Source organism: Bacillus carboniphilus, from assembly GCF_039522365.1.
Lineage (GTDB): Bacteria > Bacillota > Bacilli > Bacillales > JC228 > Bacillus_BF > Bacillus_BF carboniphilus.
The window spans coordinates 22,149-48,741 of sequence record NZ_BAAADJ010000062.1; the positions used below are offsets into that span (position 1 = coordinate 22,149).

Annotated in this window: 24 protein-coding genes, 2 pseudogenes and 1 riboswitch; of the genes and pseudogenes, 7 read left to right on the forward strand and 19 right to left on the reverse strand. The window is 37.2% G+C overall.

Going from position 1 to position 26,593, the window contains the following annotated elements:
- Nucleotides 1-538 precede the first annotated feature (538 nt).
- On the forward strand, nt 539-1,033 hold the full coding sequence (locus ABDZ91_RS22015) for a CBO0543 family protein (protein ID WP_425541870.1): 495 nt from the start codon (nt 539-541) through the stop codon (nt 1,031-1,033).
- Between the two features lie 37 nt (nt 1,034-1,070).
- Nucleotides 1,071-1,487 (forward strand): CBO0543 family protein, encoded by a 417-nt coding sequence (locus ABDZ91_RS22020; protein ID WP_425541874.1) that lies wholly within the window; start codon nt 1,071-1,073, stop codon nt 1,485-1,487.
- 37 nt (nt 1,488-1,524) lie between these two features.
- On the opposite strand, the gene ABDZ91_RS18910 is transcribed toward ABDZ91_RS22020, so the two are convergent.
- The 6 genes from ABDZ91_RS18910 to ABDZ91_RS18935 all read right to left on the reverse strand — a co-directional run bounded on the left by ABDZ91_RS18910 (nt 1,525) and on the right by ABDZ91_RS18935 (nt 6,015).
- Nucleotides 1,525-2,088: a manganese efflux pump MntP gene (locus ABDZ91_RS18910; protein ID WP_343802561.1), complete on the reverse strand. Its 564-nt coding sequence runs from the start codon at nt 2,086-2,088 to the stop codon at nt 1,525-1,527.
- 215 nt (nt 2,089-2,303) lie between these two features.
- The gene (locus ABDZ91_RS18915) at nt 2,304-3,134 is read right to left on the reverse strand and encodes a hypothetical protein (protein WP_343802564.1); all 831 of its coding nucleotides are present in this window, start codon (nt 3,132-3,134) and stop codon (nt 2,304-2,306) included.
- A 75-nt stretch (nt 3,135-3,209) separates the two neighbouring features.
- Entirely contained in the window at nt 3,210-3,677 is a 468-nt protein-coding gene (locus ABDZ91_RS18920) for an NUDIX hydrolase (protein WP_343802567.1), read from the reverse strand.
- Between the two features lie 20 nt (nt 3,678-3,697).
- On the reverse strand, nt 3,698-4,123 hold the full coding sequence (locus ABDZ91_RS18925; protein WP_343802570.1) for a hypothetical protein: 426 nt from the start codon (nt 4,121-4,123) through the stop codon (nt 3,698-3,700).
- Between the two features lie 57 nt (nt 4,124-4,180).
- Entirely contained in the window at nt 4,181-4,669 is a 489-nt protein-coding gene (locus ABDZ91_RS18930; protein ID WP_343802573.1) for a GNAT family N-acetyltransferase, read from the reverse strand.
- A 314-nt stretch (nt 4,670-4,983) separates the two neighbouring features.
- A complete protein-coding gene (locus ABDZ91_RS18935; RefSeq protein ID WP_343802576.1) occupies nt 4,984-6,015 on the reverse strand; it encodes a DUF3231 family protein in 1,032 nt (343 codons plus the stop codon).
- 507 nt (nt 6,016-6,522) lie between these two features.
- Here ABDZ91_RS18935 and ABDZ91_RS18940 point away from each other — a divergent pair.
- A complete protein-coding gene (locus ABDZ91_RS18940) occupies nt 6,523-7,536 on the forward strand; it encodes a DUF3231 family protein (protein WP_343802579.1) in 1,014 nt (337 codons plus the stop codon).
- Nucleotides 7,537-7,856: 320 nt separating this feature from the next.
- Here the strand turns inward: ABDZ91_RS18940 and ABDZ91_RS18945 are convergent, their stop codons facing one another.
- From ABDZ91_RS18945 to ABDZ91_RS18955, 3 genes are all read right to left on the reverse strand, one after another.
- The gene (locus ABDZ91_RS18945) at nt 7,857-8,732 is read right to left on the reverse strand and encodes a bifunctional 5,10-methylenetetrahydrofolate dehydrogenase/5,10-methenyltetrahydrofolate cyclohydrolase (protein ID WP_343802846.1); all 876 of its coding nucleotides are present in this window, start codon (nt 8,730-8,732) and stop codon (nt 7,857-7,859) included.
- Nucleotides 8,733-8,782: 50 nt separating this feature from the next.
- Nucleotides 8,783-8,867: riboswitch (ZMP/ZTP riboswitch) on the reverse strand.
- 112 nt (nt 8,868-8,979) lie between these two features.
- Entirely contained in the window at nt 8,980-9,714 is a 735-nt protein-coding gene (locus tag ABDZ91_RS18950; protein ID WP_343802582.1) for a DUF4097 family beta strand repeat-containing protein, read from the reverse strand.
- 252 nt (nt 9,715-9,966) lie between these two features.
- Nucleotides 9,967-11,889, reverse strand: coding sequence for a beta-propeller domain-containing protein (locus ABDZ91_RS18955; protein WP_343802585.1), 1,923 nt, complete (start codon nt 11,887-11,889; stop codon nt 9,967-9,969).
- Nucleotides 11,890-12,227: 338 nt separating this feature from the next.
- On the opposite strand from ABDZ91_RS18955, the gene ABDZ91_RS18960 reads away from it, so the two are divergent.
- Genes ABDZ91_RS18960 through ABDZ91_RS18970 form a run of 3 tightly spaced genes read left to right on the forward strand, consistent with a single transcriptional unit; the run spans nt 12,228 to nt 15,947 of the window.
- Entirely contained in the window at nt 12,228-13,709 is a 1,482-nt protein-coding gene (locus ABDZ91_RS18960) for a spore germination protein (protein ID WP_343802588.1), read from the forward strand.
- Nucleotides 13,710-13,717: 8 nt separating this feature from the next.
- The gene (locus ABDZ91_RS18965; RefSeq protein WP_343802591.1) at nt 13,718-14,812 is read left to right on the forward strand and encodes a GerAB/ArcD/ProY family transporter; all 1,095 of its coding nucleotides are present in this window, start codon (nt 13,718-13,720) and stop codon (nt 14,810-14,812) included.
- A gap of 4 nt (nt 14,813-14,816) precedes the next feature.
- The gene (locus tag ABDZ91_RS18970; RefSeq protein ID WP_343802594.1) at nt 14,817-15,947 is read left to right on the forward strand and encodes a Ger(x)C family spore germination protein; all 1,131 of its coding nucleotides are present in this window, start codon (nt 14,817-14,819) and stop codon (nt 15,945-15,947) included.
- Between the two features lie 46 nt (nt 15,948-15,993).
- Here ABDZ91_RS18970 and ABDZ91_RS18975 read toward each other — a convergent pair whose 3' ends face one another.
- The gene (locus tag ABDZ91_RS18975; RefSeq protein WP_343802597.1) at nt 15,994-16,257 is read right to left on the reverse strand and encodes a hypothetical protein; all 264 of its coding nucleotides are present in this window, start codon (nt 16,255-16,257) and stop codon (nt 15,994-15,996) included.
- A gap of 224 nt (nt 16,258-16,481) precedes the next feature.
- On the opposite strand from ABDZ91_RS18975, the gene ABDZ91_RS18980 reads away from it, so the two are divergent.
- On the forward strand, nt 16,482-17,489 hold the full coding sequence (locus ABDZ91_RS18980) for a DUF3231 family protein (RefSeq protein ID WP_343802600.1): 1,008 nt from the start codon (nt 16,482-16,484) through the stop codon (nt 17,487-17,489).
- A gap of 156 nt (nt 17,490-17,645) precedes the next feature.
- Here ABDZ91_RS18980 and cypC read toward each other — a convergent pair.
- The 9 genes and pseudogenes from cypC to ABDZ91_RS19025 form a co-directional block, all read right to left on the reverse strand.
- Nucleotides 17,646-18,907: pseudogene (cypC, locus tag ABDZ91_RS18985) on the reverse strand (CYP152 family fatty-acid peroxygenase CypC).
- Nucleotides 18,908-18,990: 83 nt separating this feature from the next.
- Nucleotides 18,991-20,553, reverse strand: coding sequence for a hypothetical protein (locus ABDZ91_RS18990; RefSeq protein ID WP_343802603.1), 1,563 nt, complete (start codon nt 20,551-20,553; stop codon nt 18,991-18,993).
- Entirely contained in the window at nt 20,534-21,076 is a 543-nt protein-coding gene (locus ABDZ91_RS18995; protein ID WP_343802606.1) for a sigma-70 family RNA polymerase sigma factor, read from the reverse strand. The genes ABDZ91_RS18990 and ABDZ91_RS18995 overlap by 20 nt, the downstream gene beginning before the upstream one ends.
- Nucleotides 21,077-21,209: 133 nt before the next feature.
- On the reverse strand, nt 21,210-21,782 hold the full coding sequence (locus ABDZ91_RS19000) for a nucleotidyltransferase family protein (RefSeq protein ID WP_343802849.1): 573 nt from the start codon (nt 21,780-21,782) through the stop codon (nt 21,210-21,212).
- A gap of 93 nt (nt 21,783-21,875) precedes the next feature.
- On the reverse strand, nt 21,876-22,412 hold the full coding sequence (locus tag ABDZ91_RS19005) for a CueP family metal-binding protein (protein ID WP_343802609.1): 537 nt from the start codon (nt 22,410-22,412) through the stop codon (nt 21,876-21,878).
- A gap of 366 nt (nt 22,413-22,778) precedes the next feature.
- Nucleotides 22,779-23,222 (reverse strand): hypothetical protein, encoded by a 444-nt coding sequence (locus tag ABDZ91_RS19010; RefSeq protein WP_343802612.1) that lies wholly within the window; start codon nt 23,220-23,222, stop codon nt 22,779-22,781.
- A 446-nt stretch (nt 23,223-23,668) separates the two neighbouring features.
- A pseudogene (locus ABDZ91_RS19015) lies at nt 23,669-24,051 on the reverse strand (cupredoxin domain-containing protein).
- A gap of 316 nt (nt 24,052-24,367) precedes the next feature.
- A complete protein-coding gene (locus ABDZ91_RS19020) occupies nt 24,368-24,985 on the reverse strand; it encodes a dienelactone hydrolase family protein (protein ID WP_343802614.1) in 618 nt (205 codons plus the stop codon).
- Nucleotides 24,986-25,107: 122 nt separating this feature from the next.
- Nucleotides 25,108-25,935 (reverse strand): SAM-dependent methyltransferase, encoded by an 828-nt coding sequence (locus tag ABDZ91_RS19025; RefSeq protein WP_343802852.1) that lies wholly within the window; start codon nt 25,933-25,935, stop codon nt 25,108-25,110.
- Nucleotides 25,936-26,593 lie beyond the last annotated feature (658 nt).

Sequence of the window (26,593 nt, forward strand, 5' to 3'; positions counted from 1 at the left end):
AAAGTTTTAACAGGAAGTTTCTCAAAAAATCAATACAAATTCGAACGTTATTACTTTTTATTGTTCTTTCTGACTAGAGATTCATTGTAAAAAATCACATAAAAAAACAAGGGAACGTTCTAACTGACGTCCCCTTGTTCTTTTTAAAAGTAAGCTTCTATCGGTGTTGGTTTCTTTCTTGAAAAAATCCGCCATGATCGTGAGTATGCATCCGAGGTTCAATAGTTTTTTTATCACTCTCATTATGATAATAATTCTTTCGTATTCTTCTATAACACCAGTTTATTAAGGAAACACATAATATAAGCCCGCCTACACCAATTAACCACCACATAACTACCCCTCCGTTTTCGAGAAGTTCATTCTTCAACAAACTCTATCCATTCGTCTACTTCCAGTTCTAATTCCTTTGATTATTATTACGTATTTGATGAAAAAAGGTTTCGCACCATGTAAATACGTTTTTTACCCTTTACTGTTTTAAAGCGAATAATTATTCTAACTAAATCCATAATAAAAAATAGGTGGTGATGTGAGTATGAATTTCGACTATTATGTTTTAACAGGTATTTGGATTGTGTTTCCTATAATACTTTGGAAAGCAGTACCTCGAAATCGTATACGCGAAGCTATTGCCGCATTTTTATTCTTTCAAATGTTAACATGGTTATTTAGTATAAGCCTAACGTTTGCCGGCTTACTGGAAGCCCCTGTACGTTTTTTTAAAAAAGCAACCGATATAAATTTTACAATGGAATACATGGTTTTTCCCACAATAGGTACGATATTTCAGTTACGATTTCCTTCACAGGCTAATTACATAAAACGGGTAATCCACTATTTATGTTACGTTGGCATCATTTTAGCTTTTATGTTTCTGGTTGGAACCTTTACAAACATTATGACTGTTAAGATGGATAACCTCGTCAGAAGTTTCTTTAATTTTATAATTGAATTATGGTTATTACGGCGTTATGTATTGTGGACTATCAAGCCACAAGAAAATAGTAGGATAGATACATATGCAAATTGAACATTTAATTTTATACATTTTGTATGCTATTACTTTCATGTCTTTAGCCTATATACCCAAATCAAAATGGAGAGAGGCTAGTCTCGCATTTTCGTTCCAACAATGTATTACCTGGTTTCTGGGCTTACTAGTTGTCGAGTTAAATCTCATAGAATACCCTGTAAGGGAGCTCGCAAAAGTGAATCGCACGAGCTTCTTATTTGAATTCATTCAATATCCCATCGTAAGTAGTTTCTACTGCATCTATTACCCACTTAACAGGACTCTAAGGGTTAGGATTTTATATACCAGTACCTTTTGTACTGCTCTAGTCATCCCGGAAATCCTATTCGAAAAATATACAGACTTAATTTCATATGTACACTGGGAATGGTATGTATCATGGTTATCTATATACATATCCTTAACAATCCTGTGGTACTTCTATAAATGGTATTTCAGGTTGGAGGAATGAGTGGGACAGGGGGGACAGGAACCTTGTCCCACTACCTTTAAAATATATGAAGATGCTCGAGTAATATTTTAGTACCGATTAATGCGAGGACAATGCCACCAAAAAGTTCTGCCTTTTTCTTTAATCGATCTCCACTTATCTTACCTAATAAAATCCCTACAATCGTTAGGACAAACGTTACTACCCCAATACTAAAGACAGCAAATAAGATGGAAATGTCTAAAAAGGCGAAGCTGACCCCAACCGCTAAGGCATCAATACTTGTTGCCAAGGAAAGAAACAACAACACCCGATTATCTGCTGGATTTAATGTTTTTTCATCTTCTTCAGCAATTGAATCATAAACCATTTTAATACCAATCAGTAATAATAGGACAAAAGCTACCCAATGATCGAAATTCTTTATGTAAATGCTAAATCTACTACCTAATCCCCATCCTATAAGAGGCATAAGTGCCTGAAAAAAAGTAAAGAACAAACCTATTTTTAATAGAGTTTTGATATTAAATTTCTTTTTTAGTACAACCCCACTTGTAATAGAAACAGCAAAAGCATCCATTGCTAACCCAATGGAAACCATTAGTATTGTTCCAACATTCATTGTTTCACTTCCCCATTTTTCTTAAGCCTTTATAAGGCTACCACCCGATGATCGAGTGTGTCTATACAAACATTTTTGCATGGAGGAAAGAAATTGAGCCCTGGTAATTTTTCCAATAATGTGGGTAACAAAAAAAGGACAACTATTTCATTTGAAATAAATTGCCCCTCTGCACATTGCATATTTATAATTTTCTTTAATTACTTTCATTGTTTTTACAAGTCATTATCGTTTAAACACTCTTCTTCTGGGATAATTCTAATTGGTTTCCACTTTCCATTTCCTACTTTGCGAAATTGAGCTACTTCTATGTCTGTTCCATTGGTCAACGAAAAAAATATAAGACAGTATTCAGCACCATCAGTACCATGGAAGTAAATATTCTTAACATATCCATTTATTACTGTTGGATATCTTTTCTGAATCATTTTGCACCAATTACCATACTTCACCTCAACAGCTGATTCCGCATCATGACTCCATCCATGATAGGGTGCGCACAGAAAATCCTCCTCAATGCGACTCATTTCTGAAATCCGATAACCTTCTTTTTCATGAACCAACTGGATAAATCCATAATAGTACCCAAAATACTCCCCTTTTTTACCTTCAAAACCCTCAATGGTTTCCATTTCATAAAAAAACCTGAGCCCATGTTTTACATTAGGTACACGACATAGCTTGATCAAACTCGTATGTCCTATTCCAGCAAACGAATGAAGATAGTCTTCATAACTTAGTTTTCTTTTGTATTCCTCGGATAAGAAATTATAGGCAAGCGGAAATGGTATTCGCGCATGACCAACTGTCCCGCAGCTCCTACCTAACATATTTTCTGCTTCACGCAAAATACTAAAATAGTTGAGAACAGTGTCTTCAGGGGTTTTGGTCAACTCAGTTGGGAGATGGATTTGGTCGTGTTTTTTTTCATAATATGGATGGAAGAATGCAAAAGATTGAAATCTCAAATTTAAAGCTGGCAAGCAAGATGGACGAAAGTATTTTTGATGATAAGTAGTTTCGTCTATTTGATTCCGTTGTAACACAATCATCACCCCAGTACAGTTTATGGGTGGATGATGGATATGTGTCAGGGACAAGGGGACAGGAACCCTGTCCCACTATTGCTTCACAACAAGATGCCCGGTTTGTTCAGGTACATTCTTTAATGCCGTTCTTAAAAACTCAGGGTATAAGGGTACACTTTCCAGTTGCTCAATCGGCACCCATTGGTAGATCAACCTTTCTCCCTCAACCCCATGGAATGGCTGTTGATCAAACCCCGTATTGTCTCCATCCAATTCAATAGAGTAATAGAACCCTATCTCATGAAATTTCCTATCGTCATAAGTAAAAAAGTTCTCTACTACCCAGAGTAATTTATCAATTTTAATATTCACATCTAGTTCTTCGATGAATTCTCTTTTTAAACTTGCTTTTGAATCCTCAGCTATAGCCACTCTGCCTCCTGGAAGAGACCAAGTGCTATCATTCACCGCCCTATGTATGAGAACATGTCCATCTTGAATCAAAACTCCTACTACTCTGTAATTGAAGACCGCTTGTTCTGTTTTAAATACCACGTCCATGATTATCTCCCTTTTAGTTATTATTTGCACCCGCTATACTCGAAATGCTTTCCATCAATTGGCCCCATTCCATCGGGTGGCGACCAGACAGTTTGGCATATTTGGTCATCACCAACGTAATAGGTATAGGTCCAATCTTTTTCATTTTCAAAGGTAACTTTTAAGTGATAGGGATTGTATTGCCTTCCCACTTGACGCCTGATCTCCCACACTTCTCCTGGATAGTTTTCCTCTAGATATTGATTTAGTTTTTCTGTTTTCAGGGACACTTGATAATCAATCCAGAAGGGACGTACTGCAAAGAATAAAAGCAATAGAAGTGTTATGAAGGAAACAGTGATTATACTCTTTTTCCTCATTCTGTATGGTAATAGGAAAGCAATTATAAAAAGGCCCGCTACAAAAATAGTGGATATCATAATTTCTATTACTGTTATTGGATGCATGTGTTGCCTCCTTTTAATTTGTACGCTTTTGGGACAAGGAACCTGTCCCCCATGTCCCTAAATTTCTCTTTTATATCTACAGGAAGTATAACCATCTTCCTCTTCTTCATATTGGAACTCGAAACCCTTGGCTTCATAAAAAGGAATGCCTTTTTGGTTTCCTTTTTGTACGGAGATCCACTGTTCCGTTGCACCGAATTCTTTCTGCTGCGTTGTAATGGTATCAAGTAAGAGGCTACCAATCCCTTCATTTCGGCGGTCAGGGCTTAAATACAGAACATATATCTCCCCCGCTGTATCACTAATCAAACCGCCACCGCCAGCACCGACCACTTCATCATCTTCTATAGCAACAAAGTATCCGCCCCAGCCTTTCGATGAACTGGAAACCTCTGATTGTATTCTTTCGGGATTGTAGTATTCTTGGATGATTTTTTCTAAGTATTCTTTTGTATAAATGCCGCTATATGTTGCCCAATTTGCGTCCGTACAGACTTTTGATATCCCATCAACATGGGTAGAGTTTGCCTTATAAATATGTATCATGGTTATTACCTTCCTTACATGTTTCCGTATTGTTTAACCAACTAGCATTTTCGGTATCCACACTTCTCCCCTGGTAAATCGAACACCCAGTTCGCCTTTCCTATTACGGTGCAGCCCAAAATTAAATGATAGTCTCCCAATTTCATATATTTAAAAAGTAGTGAAATCTAAATTTAATTTTAACATAATATCCCAAACAGAACTCTCAAAATGTAAAAAGGCATTGCTCCTAGCAATACCTTTTACTTGGTTTTATATTTACCCCGCGGGAAATGTGGGACAACAAACCTGTCCCCCTGTCCCTACCCCTGTCCCTAATCAGATACCAACCTGTCTCGGTCGATGGCGTATGGGGGTTGCTCCATCCAGCCTTTTTCTATGTATATTTTTGCTGCGTCGTTCACGAAGCCCTGTATTTTTAGTAACGATTTTATATATTGAAATCCGATGTCATTTCTACCGCTGACCGCTACTGAATTTCCAAATGCCCTGACTTTCATAGCGAACATATCCATTTTATGGTGGAGCATTAGCTTATCAGAAAACGGTGAAAAAGTTGATGGTTTTACTAAGTGATCAAGGTAGGAAGGAGCAGGTAAATTTTCTTCATTTAATTTTTGGACATATCGTTTAATATTGATTTCTGTAAGGTCTCTTCCCTTGATAAATAGATCCCGAATCTTGTCATCCTTAGCCACCTGACTAAATGCCATTATAAGGGCCTTACTCGTCACATTGTTCTCAATATTATCGTAAAAATGAGCAATTTCCAGAGCATGAAGGGGCCTTTGATTAAATATCCCATTCATAAAACTCTCTTCAACAAACTCTACCTTGTCCGGAGTCGGAATAATGGGTGGCTTAATGATATACCCTTTAGCCATCAATATATCCACAATTTGCTCCATCAATTTCATGGTTTGCTTCATACAATATTCATAAAATTCCCTTACATCTGATCGTGTCACTAAAGGAATGGCTACGTTATAAATGCTTAATCCCGCTTTTGCTGTATATTTCAAATAGTGAACGTAAAATTCATCCTCAAACAAACGGGGAGCACCCAAATTCACATCCTCATCACCAAAGCCTTGAGGAATCGCAAAGTTCTCCTTTTGAAAAATCTCCTCAATCCTTTTTACAAACTCAACGCTGAGATCCAATGCATTTTCAAGTAATGTCTTTATATCCTCATCTTCAACATGCTGAAGATAGTAATTCAAAATGCATTCAGCCATACTGTTTCCCATATAAGTAGCCCAAAGCTTTCCCATTTCAGCGGAAGTAAGTTTACTATGCGGACTCGTCTTATCCGTACTAACAATAATCGGTCTAAACGGTGTCATACAAACAACTCCTTATGGGACAGAGGGACAGGAACCCTGTCCCACCTTCTCATTATTATTGTATCATGAAATTGTAGTGGTCTTGACCTTTCTTCGTATAAGATCATCCTACTTCCTCCACTCACATTCACATCATGAAAGAAAGCAACTCTTCATGGTTATTCCCCATCACTTTTCTCATTATTTATCATGAACCAATATTTCACTCTTTATTATGTGTTTTGAAAATAGAAATAGTATAAATATTCCCTTATAGCATAGAAATATGTCCAGCTTATTGGATGTTAGATAAAGGATTCCAGGTAGAGCGTGCATTTGATACTTATTATTTTCACCCTAATTTGTATACCTGCTCGGTTCATTTTTCTATTCTACTCTGAAAGTTTCTCCCACATAGTGGGACAAGGTTCCTGTCCCCTTGTCCCTAAGGGTATTGTTCAGAATGGTATTGGGCACATTATTTGTTAAATAGTAGTAGGAATATGGATTGAAAAGGAGGTTTGGATTTTGATTTTAACGAATCCCATTAGTTCGTCGGAAGTTGGAACTTTGTGGCTTACATATCAAGAAAAGACGATGATCATGAGAATTTTAGAATATTTCATAGAGAAGTCTGAGGACGAACAAGGCCGTAATATTTTGGGCGGGTTATGGCAGGAGCTCAATTTTTATGTTTTAGAAATGGAAAAGCTGTTTCAGGATCAGGGGATGTCTAAGCCCATTGGATTCTTGAAAGAAGATGTGAATATAGAGGCCCCTAAGCTGTTTGATAATGGCTTTGATATTATGTTTCTCCGCTTGTTGAAAGAAGTGAGCATGGGGATGTATACGATTAACATGAACATGTCCTATAACGCTAAGGTCATGCAAATATATGAGGGGCTTACATTGGTCACACAAAAAATTTATAAGCTTGCCACTCTTTATCTGCTTGAAAGAGGGATTCTTACTCTCCCTCCAAAAGTAACGATGCCGAAGAAAAACGAATTTATTGAAAGTAAAAGCTACATGTCGGGATTTAATCCATTTGGTGATAAGCGAGCCTTAAACGATATTGAAATCGGAATTCTCCATCATACCGTCGAAGTCAATAATATTGGACTACAACTCATCACCGGTTTCGCGCAATGTGCCCAAAACAAAGAGGTTAAACAATATTTTTTAAAGGGTATGGAGCTTGCTAAAAAACAAATAAAGGTAGCAGAAGAAATCCTTTTAGAAAGTGGTGTTCAATTTTCTGCTACGTCTGGAGGTACAGTGACAACTTCAACAGTAGCTCCCTTTACGGATAAACTCATGATGCATTGCATCTATTTATTAAACGGATTTGGTCTTGTTGCCAACGGTTTTGGAACCTTTTTTAGTATGCGAAATGATATATCCGTTAAAAATACACTTATTGCAAAAGACGTGTACTTTTACGGTCAGGAAGGGATAAATATTAAGATAAAAAATGGCTGGTTTGAAGAACCACCACAAATGGAAGACCGATCCAAGATAATTAAAAAAGGACATGAATAATATCGAACCCTGAGATGAAACCTAACCATAGTGTTAGGATTACTAACACGACCATACAATGTGGGGGGATTTATGTTGAATATAATAAGATATTTCTTATCAGCCCTTTTTACTCTAATGATTCGAATGACCTTCTTCATGGAGCGTTTGAACGCACGAGTTAAAAATATATTTAGAATCCCAACCTTGGCTCAGTCTTAACGTATTCGAACAGAAAATTCGTCTCCATATTGCTTTAAAAAAGGTAAACACGGTTTGTGTTTACCTTTTTTTTGGTTGGTGGATGGGAGTGGGACAAGGTTCCTGTCCCTCTGTCCCACTTAGGCTTGGCGGAATTGTGGGACACGGTTCCTGTCCCTCATGTCCCGCTCGGCGGATTCTACGGTTTGTTTGAGGAGCGTTGCTATGGTTACTGGGCCAACTCCTCCTGGTACTGGGGTGATGGCTGATGCTTTTTCGTAGCAGGCATTATAGTCGATATCACCGATGTTTCCTTTGTTGTAGCCCGCATCTAGTACGACTGCCCCTTCTTTAATCCAATCTCCTTGGATGAAGTTTGGTTTCCCTACGGCCGCTACTACAATATCGGCTTGTTTTAGGATTTCAGCTAAGTTAGTCGTTTTGGAATGACAAGTGGTGACGGTCGCATTTTCGTTAAGTAGGAGCGCCGATACCGGTTTACCTAAGATTGGGCTTCTTCCTACGACGACTGCATGCTTTCCTTCTACCTCAATCCCATAAAATTCAATGATTTTCATGATGGCAGCAGGCGTACATGATGGATACTCACCAAATCCTAACGCTGTTTGCCCATACCCTGCACTCGTTACACCATCTACATCTTTTTCAATGGCGATGGTTTCAAAAGCTTTACGCTCATCGATATGTGATGGAACCGGATGCTGAAGCAAAATTCCATGAACAAATGGGTCGTTATTTAATTTTTCAATCTTTACGAGCAATTCTTCTGTCGTCGTCTCTTCTGGCAGATGCACACGAATCGACTTCATTCCAATTCGCTTACAGGCATTTCCTTTCATTTTCACATAGGTTTCCGAGGAAGGGTCATTTCCCACTAAAATGGTAGCGAGACATGGTGTCACACCATTCCTTTTTAATGATTCCACTCTACCCTTCAAGTCTTCCTTCATCTCTTGAGCTACTACATTTCCATCTAAAATAAGCTTCTTCACAATTTCGCCTCCGAAAAAATGTAATAAAAAAGAGACAGGAATCCCTTGATTCCTATCTCTGCCCAGACGACCCGACTATATAAAAACACAGCTCCCCTGTGGTTAACTCCACACACGTCGTCAGTTACTGTGTCCGTTTCCGTTTGTATAACTAAAAGATACCAAAACCACACGAAATGTCAAGAAGAACCATGAAGTTTGTTTTTTATCGCACTTATAAGTAGCTGGTTACATCTACCAAATTTCACCCTTATTCCTGTATAAACTCCCCTTTAATAGCAGCTGTTGTTAATTCTCCAGAACCTGCATTTACAATTTTTACATCTCTGGCAATATTGCTAATGCTGATATCTCCACTTCCGTCATCAACCGTTACACTACCTATTACATTAGTTACGGTTAGATCACCGTTCCCATCTAAAATATCAAGATCTCCTTCGAAATCAATTATATTCAAATCACCAGAACCATCCGTGATCCTTGTATTTCCTGCAGATTCAATAATATCAATATCTCCTGTTAAGTCTTCAATGACAGCTATGTCTTGAGAATTTTTAATAATAACAGATCCTGACCCATCTCTAATCTCCAGTCTTCCGTTTATATTCTCCAAGATGATGTCTCCAGACTCATCATTAATGCTTACTTGCTCTATTATGTTTATAATCTCTAACTTCCCAGATTGATCATTTACGTGCAAATTTAGTTCCGGTGGCACCATCACTCTAACATCCATTGACTGATTAACTTCATCATTTGAACTTTTAAATGCTGCCTTTAGTACTGCTTTAGCATCCTCTTTTTCCAATGATAATACATAATTGTCCTGGTCTTTTTTGGACATCACAATACTTGCCTCAACAATGATAGACGAAACTTTAGCATCCCCAATAATCGTTATATTCGGAGAAGCACTTTCAACAAGTAATGTATCAATTAACTCTAATTCAAGATCTAACTTCTTCGTTTGTTCCACAGTCTCCACTTTCTCTTCACCACTACACCCAGTAAATATCCCCGTGCACAAAATGAACAATAAAACTAGTTTTTTCAATCTTAAACGCTCCCTCTTAAAAGATAACCAAAGTACACTCCGTTGATAATATTAGACCTTAATTACCTTGTTAAAAAGGGAAAAGAATAACAAAAAAGTTTTCCTGTTTTTCATATTTCTTACTTAATAAAAAGCCCCCGCTCAAATTGAACGGGGGACAGCAGGGACAGGTTTGCTGTCCCACTATGGAAGTACAAGTTCACCTTTTTTAGTAAAGCTATTTATATCATGAGCTTCGATTTTTTGATTCGACAGTGTATAGAGCGTATCCCCTATATACATAATCCGCTGCACAGCTTTTTCGTAATCTGGATAGTGACCCATTTTAACTTTGTCTTCATTTGTTATATGTGTGATTTTCTTTTTAAGTGTAAAACCTTCTTCCAGGTCCAACCCATATACATACGCACCTTGGAAGGAAAACTCCCCATATGCGTCTCCTTCTCTGTTTTCCGTTCCTTCCGGTAATTCAAAAAGGTTCACAGGGAAAGAAATGATATCTTTCTCTTTGGAGAAGAGTAAAGCTTTATGATTGTACAGCATTTCTGAGTCTGTTCCTCTATCTCCAATAATCTCTACAAATTTTTCTTTCGGATTGTTCACATCCGTAATATCAAATAGGGCCATTTTCATGCCTTGATAATAGGCAAAGTCCCCTTTAGTGGCACCTACTGCGTCTTTCCCAAACCCAATAATATGGTTTTCATCATATGGGTGTAAATAGTCACTGTAACCAGGAATTTTTAGTTTTCCAAGAATCACAGGATTACTTGGATCTTTTAAATCAAAGACGAATAAAGGATCTACTTGTTTAAACGTAACCATGTATCCTCTATCTCCCATGAATCGAACAGAAAAAATCCTTTCGTTTGGTGCTATATCTCTTATTTCCCCAGTCTTTTGAAGATTTTCATCTAAAATAAATAGATGGTTTTTCGATACATTATCTTCTCTCCACATTTGGCCTGTCGTTGTAGCAATACGGAAGTGGCCATCGTGCTCATCCATTGAAAATTGATTGAGGATTTGCCCTTCTACTTCACCTTCAGCCAGTAGTGTAGTGCTTCCATTTTCTAATTTGAATTTATAAATAGATGTAGAAAAATCAGGAGTTTCTATTTTTTCTGATTCACCTCTGTCGTTGTCGTAACCTGTTTTCGTCACATATAAGTGGTCTGTTGAAGCATAAATGCTCTGACTAGCTCCTAAATAAGTGGAAACGGATGCTGGTTTACTGAGGTCACCTAAATCAATGCCAGCAATAATAAGGTAGTTAGGCTCATCTATCTCAGGAAAATATTGAATCTCATTCCAATCAATGTGTTCCGTGTCTTCCCCAAGCACACTGTCTCGGAAAGCAGGCATTAAAGTTTCTTCCTCTACCGTTTCTTCCTCATTAAACAAACGATATAAATCAATATATTTATTTGAAACTAAATACAAGCTGTTCCCGATTTTTCTAGAGGAAATATAGTGCCCTTCTACTTCAACTTCTCTAACCAGCTCCAAATTATGACGTTCCTTTAAGTCATAAACTAGCACTTTAAGAGAAGAGTGACCGTAAAAGCTGTCATAACTTATTGCCCTTTTAGCTTTCGGAAGATCGTGAAACGGGCTACTCCCAATGACAACCAACTGCTCTTCATCCACATACAATTCAGTAGGGTAAAAATCATCTTCATAGGTCGTCTCGAGCACCACTTCCATCTCTTCAGCAGGATGTACATCCGAAATCACGAGCTTATTCTGTTTGATTTGGTATATGAACTGGCCATCTGTTTTAATTCGGTCTGCTTCATCTACTCCATTGACTTGAACATTAGTGGTTGAATAATCCATTCCCTTCGCGGAACCCTCATCAGCAGAAGCTAGCTCCTCCGTAGTTTCCATGTACATCCTGTGGCCTCTATCATCCTCAATGGACTTCATCATTTTCTTAAATTCAGTAAAACTACCGACAACATCTAGTTCTTTAACTTGCACCGGCTTTTTATCAGTTCCTGAAGAAGCTTTAACCTCTTCTTTTACCTCATATGTAAATATAAAAGAACTGACCATCCCAAAAATCAATACAGAAGACAGTAAAAATATAAATTTTTTCATCATGTGCCCTCCTCCTAGTATAGACGAAGCGGTGTCGAAAAAAGTTACTAGGCGGGACACGGGGACAGGTTTTCTGTCCCACTGAGTGGTCTTTTACTTTACGTTTTAATCGATATACTTCTATTGATATAAATAATTCAATTTGAATGGTTTAAAGGATAAATAGATTTGAAACTATCCTGCTGGAGAAAATAAATTACCTTGAAAATTAGTAATGGAAATCTTATAGAGGTTAAGGTTGAATTACGAGATATGGGACAAGATTCCTGTCCCCTTGTCCCATGAATAAATTGTTTTTTGCTGCAAACACTAAAAGAAAATGATTGAAGGATTTGTTCCAAATGACGGTCCATCAGAATAAAAGTAACATTCTAGATTATGAAAAAATTAAGTTCAAACTCAACGAATCACCAGATTTAATGTGTCGAAAACTAGAAGTTGAGGGAGATTGTATACATATTATTTTCTTGAAGAATTTAATTAAGCAAGAGGTTCTAAATGAATTTGTCATAAAATACATTCAACAACTCCCTAAAGAGTACATACAATTCACTTATTTATTGAAAAACATACCTATGGAAGAAATAAAGGCAAATCTGGAGGAACAAGAGATTATCTCTTCCCTCTTAAATGGATTTGTTTATATTTATTTTTTTGATGAGCAGAAAGCATTTATGGTAAATTGCACCAATCCGATTGAAAGATCTTTAGAAAAAGCAGAAACGGAATCATTGGTATATGGACCTAAAATTTCTTTTACAGAATCCTTAACCTCTAACGTAAAAATTATTAGACAAAATCTGAATGATCATCATTTGTGTACTGATGAATTAACAATTGGGGAACGGGTTAAGAAGCAAGTAAGAATCGTATATATAAAAGATATAACAGATGATGAAAGTCTAAAAATACTAAAGGAAAAATTTGAAAAACTGAAGACAGATAATATAAGTGACAGTTCTGTTTTGGCTCAATGTCTAGAAGATAATCATTACTCCTTATTTCCACAATTAATTTTAACAGAGTTGCCTGATCGCTTTATCTACTCGATATTAAACGGACGAATTGGAGTATTTATGGATGGTAGTCCGGTAGCTATTATCGGTCCTGCTAATTTTTTCTCATTTTTCGAATCTACAGAAGACATCTATTTAAGATGGTCATTAAGTACGTTTATTCGTTACACGCGTTTTTTTGCTATGGTAGGGTCACTGTTCTTAACTGCATTTTATGTGGCTACCATGACGTTTCACTTTGAACTGATTCCATCTAAATTGTTATTAGTCATTGGTCAATCACGTTCTCAAGTTCCCTTTCCACCCTTATTAGAAGCACTTCTACTAGAATTATTAATTGAGTTACTTAGAGAAGCCGGGGCACGACTTCCTTCAAAAGTAGGACAAACCATGGGGATTGTTGGAGGGATTGTTATTGGTCAAGCAACCGTTGAAGCAGGCTTAACAAGCAATATTCTGATCATTATTGTTGCATTTAGTGCTTTAGGGGCATTTTCAGCTCCAATTTATGAAATGGGTACGGCAGTAAGAATCGCTAGATTTCCATTCATTATTCTGGCCGGTGTATATGGATTAAATGGGATTATTGTTGGTGTATGTGTACTAATGGTCCACTTGTTAAAATTGACTTCCTTTGGCAGACCTTATCTTGCACCGCTATACCCGTTTCGCATGAAGGATTTAAAATATTTTTTTATACGTCTACCTCACCATTTTTATAGGAGACGTCCTGTTGTCAATCGACCGAAAGATTCCATTCGCCTAAAGCAGAAATTTAGCAGAACAAAGGATTTAGATGAATTTTGAGGTGGAAAATGAAGTCAAATATTCGTTTTATAAACGCCTATATGGCGTTCTTTATCTTACACACTTCGCAAATTGGTATGGGGATACTTGGTGTTCCTAGAATTATTTATCTTGAGTCCAAGAATGATGCATGGATATCAATATTACTAGCTGGTCTATTCATTAGTTTTGTTACTTGGATTATGATTTCTATCTTAAAAAAATGTGAAAGTTGTAATCTTTATGAGATACATGAACATTTTTTTGGCCGCTTTATCGGTCGTATCATCAATACCTTTATTGTCATTTATTTTATTGCCGTAAATTATTCTATTATCATTAGTTATGTTGAGGTGTCACTAACTTGGGGATATGAAGGTGTTTATGAATGGGTCGGGGTTTTGGTACTACTATTAATAACTGTTTATGCAGTATCCGGTGGATTCAGAGTAGTTACCGGCGTTTGTTTCTTATCTTTTATATTGACTATTTGGATGTTAGCGGTAGTGTATCAACCACTTCAATCCTTAAATCTTACAAGGATTTTACCTGTTATGTCATCCGCTCCAACAGAAATAATGAGTGGAGTGTTTAGAAGCAGTTACACAATGCTAGGTTTTGAAACATTACTTTTTATTTTTCCTTTTATTAAGGAGAAAAATAAACTACATTTCTTCAGTCAATTAGCTGTGTGGTTTAGCACAATTCTTGTTTTAATCATAACTGTTGTTTCTATATTATTTTTTAGCGCGAGGGAATTAGAAAAAAATATATGGCCAGTGGTCAGTATGATTGGCACTGTTCATTTTCCATTTATTGAACGTTTTGAATTTATTGCTGTTCCATTATGGATACTAGTAATATTTCCGAATCTATGTATCACATTGTTTATTTCTTCAAAAGGAGTGAAGCATGTTTTTCGTCTACAACAAAAATACGGCATATGGGTAATCTCCATCTTCATCTTTATATTTAGCTTTATTATCACGAAAAGAGTTGATAATAACAATTTTATAGATTTGCTTGGTCAAACTGGATTTTGCCTATGGTTTGTCTATCCCATATTCTTGTATGGCATAATCATCATTAAAACTAAAATCTTTTACCGTTCGAAACGGAGTTGAAAAAATGAAAAAACTCATAATTCTGCTTTGTTTCCTTTTCTGTACCTCATGTATGCCCCCAGAAAAAATAATTGAAACACAGGGAATCTCAACCATTATAGGTTTTGATTTACTCGACGAGAATACTTATAAAGGCACGATTAGTTTGTTACAATTTGACCGGAAAGAAGAAAAAACAAGTGCAACCATTTCTGCTGTTGGAACTACTAGCAAACAAATTAGACAAAAGCTAGAACAGCAAACCAGCCACGACATTACATCAGGACAACTAAGGACCATTTTATTTAATAAAGAAATGGCAGAAACTGTGGGAATTTCTTCTTTTCTCGATACTATGCAAAGAGATAGCAGCATAAGCCCTCTCATTTTTTTGGCCATTACAGATAATGCGGAGGATACGATTAGTAATGCGAACTATGAAGAATATCCTGAAATGGGCTCCTATATTTACCAATTGTTGGACAAGCAAGAAAAGAAGGAGATGTTAATAAATTCCAATTTACATGATTTTATTTCCACTTACTATGAAATTGGCATTGATCCAACCTTACCTATTATTAAGAATGTGAAAGGTGTAGCTCCTTCTATAGATGGAGTTAGTTTATTTAAAGAGGATAAAATGGTTGGGACTCTATCTCTGATTAACACCTTGTATATTAAATTATTCACCAATAATCAGGCCTTTTTAGGGGATATAACTATAGAAGTTCCGGGTGAAGAATTATATAAAATGGGAATGACACAATCCGAGGATCCTAAAAATGAGAAATATAAGCTGACTCTCCATCCAGTTAAATATAACGGTAAAATAGACGTGGTTGATGGAGAAAATGTTATTTTAAATGGTACTATTTTAGTTTCAATTATGGAAATTCAACCATCTACCACTATAAAAAATAAAGAAACAATTAAGAAACTGGAGCAACTCATTGGGGAAGAAATGAACGAAGAATTTGTAGAAATCCTTGAGAAGTTAAGAAAGTTAAATTCGGACCCAATAGGCATTGGAAGAAAATTAAAAAGCATGAGGAAATATTCCCATTTAACTCAAGAAGATTTAAGAGAAAAATATTTAGCACTAGAGATAAAGCCCAATATTAACATTGAAATCAAGCGATCTGGAGCAGTAGATTAGATGTTTCCTTGCAGGGCGGGACACGGGGACAGGTTTCACTGTCCCGCTAAAGATTTATAGTCAGATGTGGCTTACTGAAGTGAGTTGTTCCTCCACCACCTACAATAACCTTACCGTTCTCAGGGAAGATGACTAGTCTTCTTGAACCATCCGAAAGCAATAATTCTACTTCAGCATTATCTCTTTGTGCCACATAGATTACATAGCCAGTTGAGGAGATTCTAGTTTTCCAGTTACTATCGAATTCCGCCCTTTCCACCCGGTTGGAAAAAGTTTGATTGATTAACCGATCTGTTGGATGTTTTTTCATTCTGAACAATCCTCCTTCAATAATCAAAGATGCTTTTCCTATAAGTTATTCATTTAAGAACGATTCGAATGGACAACCATCACCTTATAAAAAAAATAATAATCGTGACTAATGAAGGAAATTGGCCAACAAATAGAAGAAATTTGTATTCTGTTTTCTCTAAAGGAAGTAAACATACCTAAAGCAATTTTGGAAATTATAAAAAAGTATGGAGGTGTAATGGAGTGACAACTCATAATCCGAAATTAGTTTCTACTGAGCTGGCCTTACTTTGGACAACCTATATCCAAGATTCTATGGCAAAGTGTATAATTAAACATTTTTATTTAACAAAGACTGACCCTGACTTAGACCCAATTCTGTCGTACGCAGATCAGTGCTCCACTCAACATTTAAACCAAATTACGGAACTATTTAACAAAGAAAAAATCCCGGTCCCAAAAGGATTCTCTGACAAAGATTTGCACGAAAATGCCCCAAAGCTATTCCCTGAAAATTATATGTACCGTTTTTTGGAACATATGTCCCGCTCTGGTCTAACCAACTATGCATTTGGTAGATCGACTTCTTATCGGAAGGATGTCCGTCAACTGGCGGATGAGTGGCTGAAGCAATCGAGTCACCTATACAATTTAGTCATTGATAAAGCTACATCTAAAGGGATTTTAGTGCGAAGTCCAGACATGGCATACCCCACAGAAGTTGAATTTGTTCAAAAAGCAGGTCTCTTCTCAAACGGATTTTTAGATAAAGGACGTCCTTTACTAGGTGTTGAAATTGCCCATATTGGAACAAATATTGAAGCCAACTATACAGTTAGCACAACGCTCCTAGGATACAGTCAAGTAGCTGAAGATCCAAAAGTAAAACAAATTATGTACCGAGGGCACCAAATCGCTAAAAAGCATGCAGAGATATTCTCTTCCATTTTAAGACAAGAAAGTGTGCATGCCCCTTCCGACTGGGATAGTTCACTAACAAGCAGTACATCACCAACCTTTTCGGATGCCCTAATGTTAACCAGTGTAGCTTCTATGATTAGTATTGGAATCAGTAATTACGGAACCGCAATCGGGGCGAGTTTGAGAAAAGACTTGGGCGTTCACTACACAAGACTATTGGCAGAACTAGGCCAATACGCTGAGGATTTAACAGAATTAATGATTGAAAATCAATGGTTAGAAAAGCCCCCACAAATCTTAAATCGTAAGGAATTAGTAAAAGGAGAGTAAGTAAGAAAAGGCCAATTCATCACACCGTATTGGTCTTTTTTTATTTGGGTAAAAGGGATAGAAATTACTTTAAATAAAAAGGAAAGAGTACCAAATGTTGTACTCCTTCCCTCGTACCAATTCCTAATTAGTTTAGCTTCGCAAAATGTTATTCTTCTATGACTTTCTCCGTACATTTTCAATAATGATTTTACTGTTCGGAATACTCGGTATACTCACCATACTGTAGCTAAGGTCTTGCTCAGGGAGTTCGTATTCCATCCGGTTCACAAGATAATCAAGACTGACTTTCATGATTTCGATGGTGACCCACTCGCCCGCACAGCGATGTCCCAAATAGTAGTCACCGCCCCCATGTGGGATGAAGCTAAAAGGACTTCCCTCCCATTCCGTAAAACGCTCGGGATTGAAAACATCCGGGTTATCCCAAATTCTCGGGTCGTGATTGGTCCCGTAGAGATCTAATACCGTTAGTGTGCCTTCTTTAAATTTAAAATCGTTCCAAGTGAAATCTTTTTTGACCAATGCAGCTACTAGTGGAAAAAACGGATAGAAGCGACGGACCTCTTGGACAAACATCTGGGCATATTTTTCATCACCTTCCCCTAGTTTCCGTCGTTCCTCAGGATAGTGATGAATGGCCAATGCTGTAAAATTGATAAAAATAGCAATCGCTACAATGGGTCTCAAAATGTTAATGACTTCGACTGCCGCGACATCAATGTCCAATAGGTCTCCATCCGGATTACGATGCAAGGAAAATAGGTGTAATGCTGTGTTTTCAGGAGGATGCATCTCCCCGTTTCTCACCTTGCTCACCATTTCACCTAGCCATTTCTCAACGCGATTCCGAGAATGCCTGCCCTTCCAATGACCAGGTCCAATGGCAGCAGGCGATTCAAACATGGCTTCTAAATCATTAGTAAGCTTATCGATTTTATCCTCGGGTACTTGGACCCCTGCCCACTGACAGGCTGTTCTGCATAAAAGTTTTTGCACTTCTTCATAAAGGATGATCTGATCCGCTTGTTCCCATTTTTCCACTGCGACCTCCCACTCACTTCGAGCAATATCGGTCAATCTTTGTAAGGCATCTGGGGACATAAGCGACATAAACAACTCCTTACGTTGTTTATGATGGGCACCATCTAACATTTGAACCCCATCTTTTCCAAACAACGTCTGAACGAGCCGATTAGGGGCAGCACCTTTCCTTTTGAATTTGTCAGGGTCATAGAAAATCTCGGCTGCTTCTTTACCACCCATACAAATCGCTTTCTTCCCCATCAATCTAGTCTCAAAGACATCCGAGTTAAAACTCCGGCGTCTGTTCATTATGTACATATAGCCTTCTCGCAAAAAGCCAGCGTGTGGTCTAAACCTTCTTCATGAGGAGTTGAGTTGGCCAAGAGAATCATCTCCGTCCTACGATTTTTCCCCTATTATTTGTAAAATCATCCCTATTTTATGCGTGGGACAGAGGGGACAGGAACCTCCGTCCCTATTCTAATATAGCTTTTGCCTCTTCGAACGGGATGTCTTGCGTCACGATTTCGTACTTGTATTCACCTGAGGTGCCAACAAAATGGTTGCTGTTTGGCATATCTAGCTCATACACAGTCCAATTGATATCACCAGCTGTGAATTCATCGATTTGTTCGCCCTTGTTGGTGTCGAATTCTCCCCAAGATCTGACGACTGCATCTCGATGGTAGGACCGAACATACAGTAATTTTGAACCAGATCCATCGACGTCTTTCGCTTTTTTATAGCTGTACGTTAAATAACCCTGATTATAAGATTCATATCTTTCATAGCTTGCCGAATAGATTTCAACATCCGGATGCTCAATCTCCAGAAGAAAGCTTACATCCTTTTTCAACTTTTCTAGTACCTGCTTGACATCTTCCTTATAATAGTCAGCATGGTCGACAACCTCGATTTCCTCTTCCCGAGGGTCTGCATACACAATGCCACCTGGAATATCCATTTTCGTAAGCCCTTCTAAATCTGGTGTGAAGCTGATTGAATCCAAAGGAACATTCACTTCCAATTTAGTCGTGTTTATATAACTTGTAACATTCCCGCTCTCATCATACTCCTCGTGCCTTACTAAAAATCCAGTATCTTTATCTATCCACGTTCGGAAGGTATCTATATTTTTAAATCGTTTTGCATGATCACTCACTTTTCCGTGTATCACAACCGTATTATGAGAAAGAACCTCTTCATTCTGCTTTTCAATTTCCCATTGTTCGTACTGTCCTAAATAATCCACCGCCATTTCAAATGGATAAATAGACATCGCAGCAACGCCTACAGGTAGTGGCTCCCAGTCGTATAACTCTTGAAGATCGTCATAAATCTTCCTAGGGTCAATGGCTAATGCCTCTTCACTTGTAACTGTATTTCGAAGTGGTTGAGGGTTGATTTCGTGTTGTCGATATTCCTTTCGAAAATAATCCATATACCACACCTGCTCTTCGTTAAACACGGTTAACTCATCTTGAACATGCTCACCCTCAAGAGAATGATTGATAAAAGATACAACCCCTCCTATTTCGTTAATAGTACTTAGTTCATAATCTACATTAAGAACGGATCCGGTCCCATCTTGATACTCATTTCGTACTTCGAATTGCCCATCCACCGTCTCAAATTGGTGTGGCGTGTTTAACATTTTATTCACTACATCTTCCTTCGTCATTTCACCAAAAAATTCTTCCCTTGGAGGTGGTATATAAATGCTTTTCTTTGCGTTAGTGACATCCTCCTTGTCTGTTTTTTCTCTGTTAAATGGTGCTTCTACCAGACTTGAAGAGTACTGAGGGTCATTTGTCCCCCCTAATTGATTAAACGTATAGTACCCAATGCCAAATAATAAACATCCACTCAAGGCCACACTTACAACATAGTGAAGCTTTGGTCTAAAGGTCAACTTCCGCTTTGATTTTGATTCTTTAACCGCTCTTCTCACTTTCTCCTTACTCTTCTCACTAAAATCTATATCTCTTAAAACGGTTTCGTTCATTTTTTCTTTAAGATCATTGAACATGTTTTCCATTTGTCATACTCCCTTCTAACTTTGACTTTAATAAAAGACGTGCGCGATGTAGCCTAGATTTTATAGCTGGAAGCTTAATTTGTAACAAATCGGAAATTTCGTTATAAGAGAATTCTTCATAATAATATAAAATAATGACTTCCCTATATTTGATAGGTAAAGACATGATGTGTTCCGATAACACTCTATTATTTTCAAAGTTAATAAACTTAGACTCTGGTGTTTCCGTTACATTCGCTTTCGTCGGTAAAATATCCGAAAAGATGATATTCCGAAACGACCAACTTCTGACTTTATCCTTACAATGATTGACCGTAATTCGATACAGCCAGGTTTTATATGTAGATTCATGCCTAAATTCATCTAACTTTTGATAGCATTTGATAAAAACCTCTTGAGCGATGTCTTCTGCTAACTGCCTCTCTCTCGTATAGGTAAAAGCAATTCGAGTAATGCTTTGACCATATTCTTTCATCAACCATTCCAATAATTCATCTTTATTGAGTTCATCCTGATTCCGCATGTGACTTCCTTTCTCCTGCTACTTGTTTTGGCTCTTTTATTAGTTAGACGATGCTAAATAAGTTTGGTTTTAAAATTGTAGCACACAACAAAAAAACGTTAACCTCTTGAGGAGATTAACGCAAAAAAACTAGCTAATATGTATGGAACACTTCAATCTTATGCCACTTAGACTTCCAGTTTTTCTTCACAACTCGTTCCTCATAAATGGCAGCAAGCTCTTCTGTTTTGGAAAAATACGGAGTGGGCTTTAGTTTTAATTGTAAAACATCTTCAATTCCACAGGGTGCTGTTAAATTGACGCGATCCTGCTCATCTAGTTTCACACCAAGGGCTGTAGCTGTTTCTGGAAATTTGGAAATCGCGTCTACCGATGATGTATAAGGTAGGATGTTATTTACCACATGCATCCTTGCTTCATTTTTAACAGACCAAGGGACTTTGGGTAGTATTTCTCTTAGCTTTTCTTCCAATCCTTTTTCTACAGATTCTTCCATACTATTCTGATCAAAATAAATCACGTCAACATCGGGAGTGCTCGTTCTTTCTGTATACCCGTGTAAGTGATCCCATATTTTCGAACGGACAAAGCCCGCGCAAATCCACCAGTCTGGTAAGTTCAGCGTTTTCGCAGCCCTTAAAATATCCATCATTCCTATGTCCGTCTCAATGAGCTCAATGATATCCTCTTTCGTTTTCACCCTTATACCCCCTCCAATTTACCGAACATACATTCCTATCATAACATATTAAACTAGTGAAGGGAGACTATGATAAAAAAAGCACCAGTTTAGGTGCTTTTACATCAATTGCATTGTTGTAATACAAGTTCCATCCGACTCAAACGTAGAAATTTCAGATTCAGCTAGTTTACCATCCTGCTCAATTTTGATACGGTAGGTTTGATTACGTGGAAGCCATAAATCAAAGAAACCATTAGACTGTGTTTCTAACGCTTCGTCTACTATGACATTCCCTTCCATATCTTCAATATATACATCAAACGTTTCCTTCACCAATTCACCTTGGCAACCTGTTAAGCTGTGATTGGTACAAGGATGGGTTTGATCAACGTATGGAGCAATCGAAACAAAAAAGTCTTCATCAGACAAGTCATATACATACTCATCTCCGTCACTTTTCTTCACAATAAGCTGCTGAGATGTGATGGATGCAGACTCATCCTGAATAGTGCCCAAGCTGTAATCACTCACCAACTGTCGGATGTTTTCAACGTCATTTTCTTTTACAGAAAGCTCATCATTCGTGTCTGCTTGTCCACAACCACTCATTATAAGAGAGACAAATAATATTCCAAAAACAATTTTTAACTTCATCTATGGTTCACCCTTTTATTTTCTAAAATACGAGTCCATTATATCATCATACTTCTACATAAACAGTTCCCTATACCATTCGACACAATATATACAAACTTTTAGTTACGAAAAAGGAAGTTTGAATGATTGGGTTAGAAAAATAACAAGTACATTAAACCAATGACAAAAAATCCTATCACGGTGAGAGCCATAATGCCTTGCTTTCTAGAAGAGCTTCCTTGATTACTCTATTCTTCTTGATTTAAATCGTTATAAATACGATCCTTATTTCCATCTTCCTGAACATGCTTTTGAAATTCTTGAGGATCCATTTGAATCACTCCCGTTATAGTATCCCTGTTAGGCACTCGATGAAACCCATAATCATTGAAAGAATTCTGCTATTTTCATCATTATTTCTTTCGTTACTTCTGTATCTGAGAAAAGCGTTTGATACTCTAAAATATAGGAATAATCACCATCAAACCAGTGTAAAGATGGACCTGGTAATTCACTATTCATATAGAAACCACTATTTCCACAAACCGTCACATTTTCTCTTTCAAAATCACCATGATATTCTGCCTGACCAGGATTAATAATAAGCGAAAACACTTCATCATTTTCACCGGTAAAAATAGTTTCATAAATTCTTGAGTCATGTGGGGGGATGATTCGTTCATATTTGGCGATTTTGACTGGGAACTTCGTTGGTAATTTAGGATGTACGCCTTCCTCCTTTAACTCTTTTGCTAGTTCGCGATTATCATAATCTTTTAATCCTCCAGCTTGGCCACACCCTACCATTAAAAAGGGAATTAGGAACAAAGAAAGTACAACTTTTTTAATATAAATCCCTCCCTTAAGTATACATATGAAAGGTATCTACTCCGATTCTTTATTATTTGTTATCAAGCTTTAGCTAGGTATAAAAATGATGCTTTGAAAAAGTCGCTTCACTCCATAATACGTCAAACTTTTAATGGTGGTGGCAACTAACGAATATTGAATTGTCTTTATTATAAAAATAGAAAAATCCCAGAGAAGACTTGTTGAGGGATCGGTACTTAACAAAATGGGGAACGAATAAAAGGCAGAACCAATAATTGATGTGAACAAGAAAACAATAAACATCGGGGCATTTTTCCAAAGGTATTTCCACATACAGCCACAACCCTTTCTTTTAATTTATATAAAACCGTTCAATTTAATTTTAACATAATATTCCAAAAAATCTAAGTGATAAAAAAGCAAGGCCATCATAGCCCTGCTTATCATTGAACCACTACTTTTCCGACCATACCTTGTTTTTCATGATATCTGCAAATAAGTTCATAGGTACCGGGTTTGTCTGGTTTAACAGTAATGGTTCGCTCTTTACCCGGCAGGACTTCAGCGTCAATTCCAAGAGCCTCAACTGTGAAGGTGTGCTCTTTCTTCCCTTTGTTCATCAACTTTAAGGTAGTTGATTTTCCACTGGGAATGTTGATTTCCTTCGGGTTAAAATAATCATCGTTCAACTCAACCACAATCGCCTTTTCAGGTTCAGAAGGCTGTGTTTCTACCTCTGGTTTTGCGAAGACGTTATTAGACGTTGTTACAACCAAAATCATAGTTAGTACACAATTAACCCAATCATCCACTTATTTCTACACATTGTCATCCCTCCTTTCCTATAGGTATTTTTTTCAAAACTTTAAAGAATTATGGGCATTTCTTTTAAAAGGCTAAAAAAAGAGAAACAGATATAGAACTGTTTCTCATCTCACCTTTTAGTTTTTTTCCATCAATTCTAAATAAATAGACTGCCATTGATATATACGTTAAAAATAATAAGTGAAAAATAAGTTAAAGGTCGTATGGTTTAAACATTCAGCTGTGATACCCCGAAATAAGTGGTAATTACTCCTTGTACAATTTGATTGCATCAACCAAAGCTAGCATCACCCACTGAATGAAACTATCGTTTAATACTATGTGAGAAATTCGAGAACTCGCTTGATTACAAGTTTCGTCGCGCCAGCATCGAAAGAAGGTAAACTGCTGTCGGTGAAGAGATGGTCCTTGCCTTCGTACAGAAAAAGTTCAGCATGATTGGCAGACGCCACAAGCTCACGGGCTGCGTTGATGTCACCGTCTTCTACGAAAAAAGGATCTGCACTCATGGCGTGAATTTGCACTGGCAAGTCGACCGGCCACTGTGATTCGAACGCCGAAGTCGGGAGGCAGGCATGAAAAAACAATGCGCCTCTTGCACCTTCACGAGTTTGAGCAAGCTGCTGTGCTGCCGCGACACCGAGTGAAAAACCAGCATAGACGACATCGCACGAAAGCCCGCTGGCTGCCCGAACTCCGCGCGCCGTCACTTCTTCAAATCCGATTTCCTTCACATATACCAAGCCTTCCTCCAGCGAGGAAAACATGCGGCCATCAAATAAATCTGGCACATGCACAATATGTCCCGCTTCTCTCAGTTGATCGGCTATCGCTTCAACCCCCTTCGTTCGGCCTAAAACATGGTGTAACAACAAAACTTCTGCCATCGCTTTTTCCTCCAATTTAATGAATTTCATTTGTATAATTTTCGACAAGAAAGCCTATTTGACCTCCTAGAACATTACCATTTAGAGCTTGTTCAAATTGGAATCTGACAAAAAAAGGTGGTTAATCCTCTCTGGATCAACACACCGGTTAGCCTCTTTAGTTGCATTTATCACTTGGCCACTAGAATATAACTGTTCAATGAATATTCTTCTCCATTCGAAGCATTCATAAGTTCATAATAACTGTTAAACAATGTTTGAATCATAGGAGGAACATTCACAAAGTTTGTACGAATGCTATTAGCATAACTTTTTTCCCACTGTCCGTCCTGTAAATACGTTGCATCAACTATAGATGCTTTTGCTATTTTAAAACCAGCTTCTTCAAGGAGCTGTTGAATGTGAGTTTTGTAAAACAAATTCTGGATATTTCCATCATTATTCACATAATTAGAATACAAAGCAAGAATGGAAACTGCACAAAAATGGGCACGCTGTTTAATGGAGGTGAAGTCAAGATCCCATTCTGCAAAGCATAATTGATTGACCATTGTACGTAACTTTTTAAAATAAGAAAGTAATTCGTCAGGGTGCTTAAAATACCATGAACAGTGTGATAATACAGCCATATCAAATGGTTCAGCCGATTCAAATTTGTTAAGATCGGTTTCAAAATGGAAGTTTACGCGATCCCCTAGTATTGACTTCTTAATTCGCTCTGTTGCTTGTCCTAATGTTAAGGGAGCACCGTATTCAGGACTAGCAATATCAATAGCGACAACCTCCCCGTTTTCCCCTACTGCGTCTGCAATTGCTAGGGTTGTATCTCCTTGACCACAGCCAATTTCTAATACTCGCATTCCTTTTTTTATACCAAATGCTTTCACTAAATCCAAGCGATGCTGTAACTGAACTTGTTGAATTATATCATCTTTAAATAAATTATAAGCCGATAAAAAGGCTTCCGTTCTTTCATTTAATTGAAATGACGTCAGAATAGTTCCTCCTTATTTAATAATTACAACGAAAGGACCACTCATGATCTATTCTATAAGTCAACCCCACCGTTGTGTGTTGTCAAAATGTGTATTATAGATACCATCAATTCATCCACTCCTCATCTAGATTATATCTATTTAAACACGAACATATAGTGCTGTAATGTTCCTGATTAATCAATAAAATAATCAACATAGATAAAAACAGCTGCCATCAAATAGCTCCAATACTAAAACTTATATTCAGGAATGCTGATTCATTAGCACAACAAGCGATAGAAATTGTGTTGTTACAGCACCCTTTACTTAAACAATCGTCTAATTTTTCTTAAAGAAAAAGCTAAATACACCAGTTAAAAAACCAATCAATATTATTGCATAAGGAATTACCAAAAATTCATTATCAAGATGTGGTTCGAACAAAAATACCCCACCAGACAAAACAAGTAATATAGAAAAAACAAGCATTTCTATCAATGACTTTCTTTCTAGGAATTTCTTAAATACCAAAGTAAATATAATGATTATAATAAGGCATACAACTAATAACCCCGATAAAATCACTCTAATCCCCCTTGTTAAAAATTACTGACCGTTTGTTCAATAAGGATTTCAACAAAAAAGGTTGTAATCCTCTCCAGAATCAACGTTACTCGTT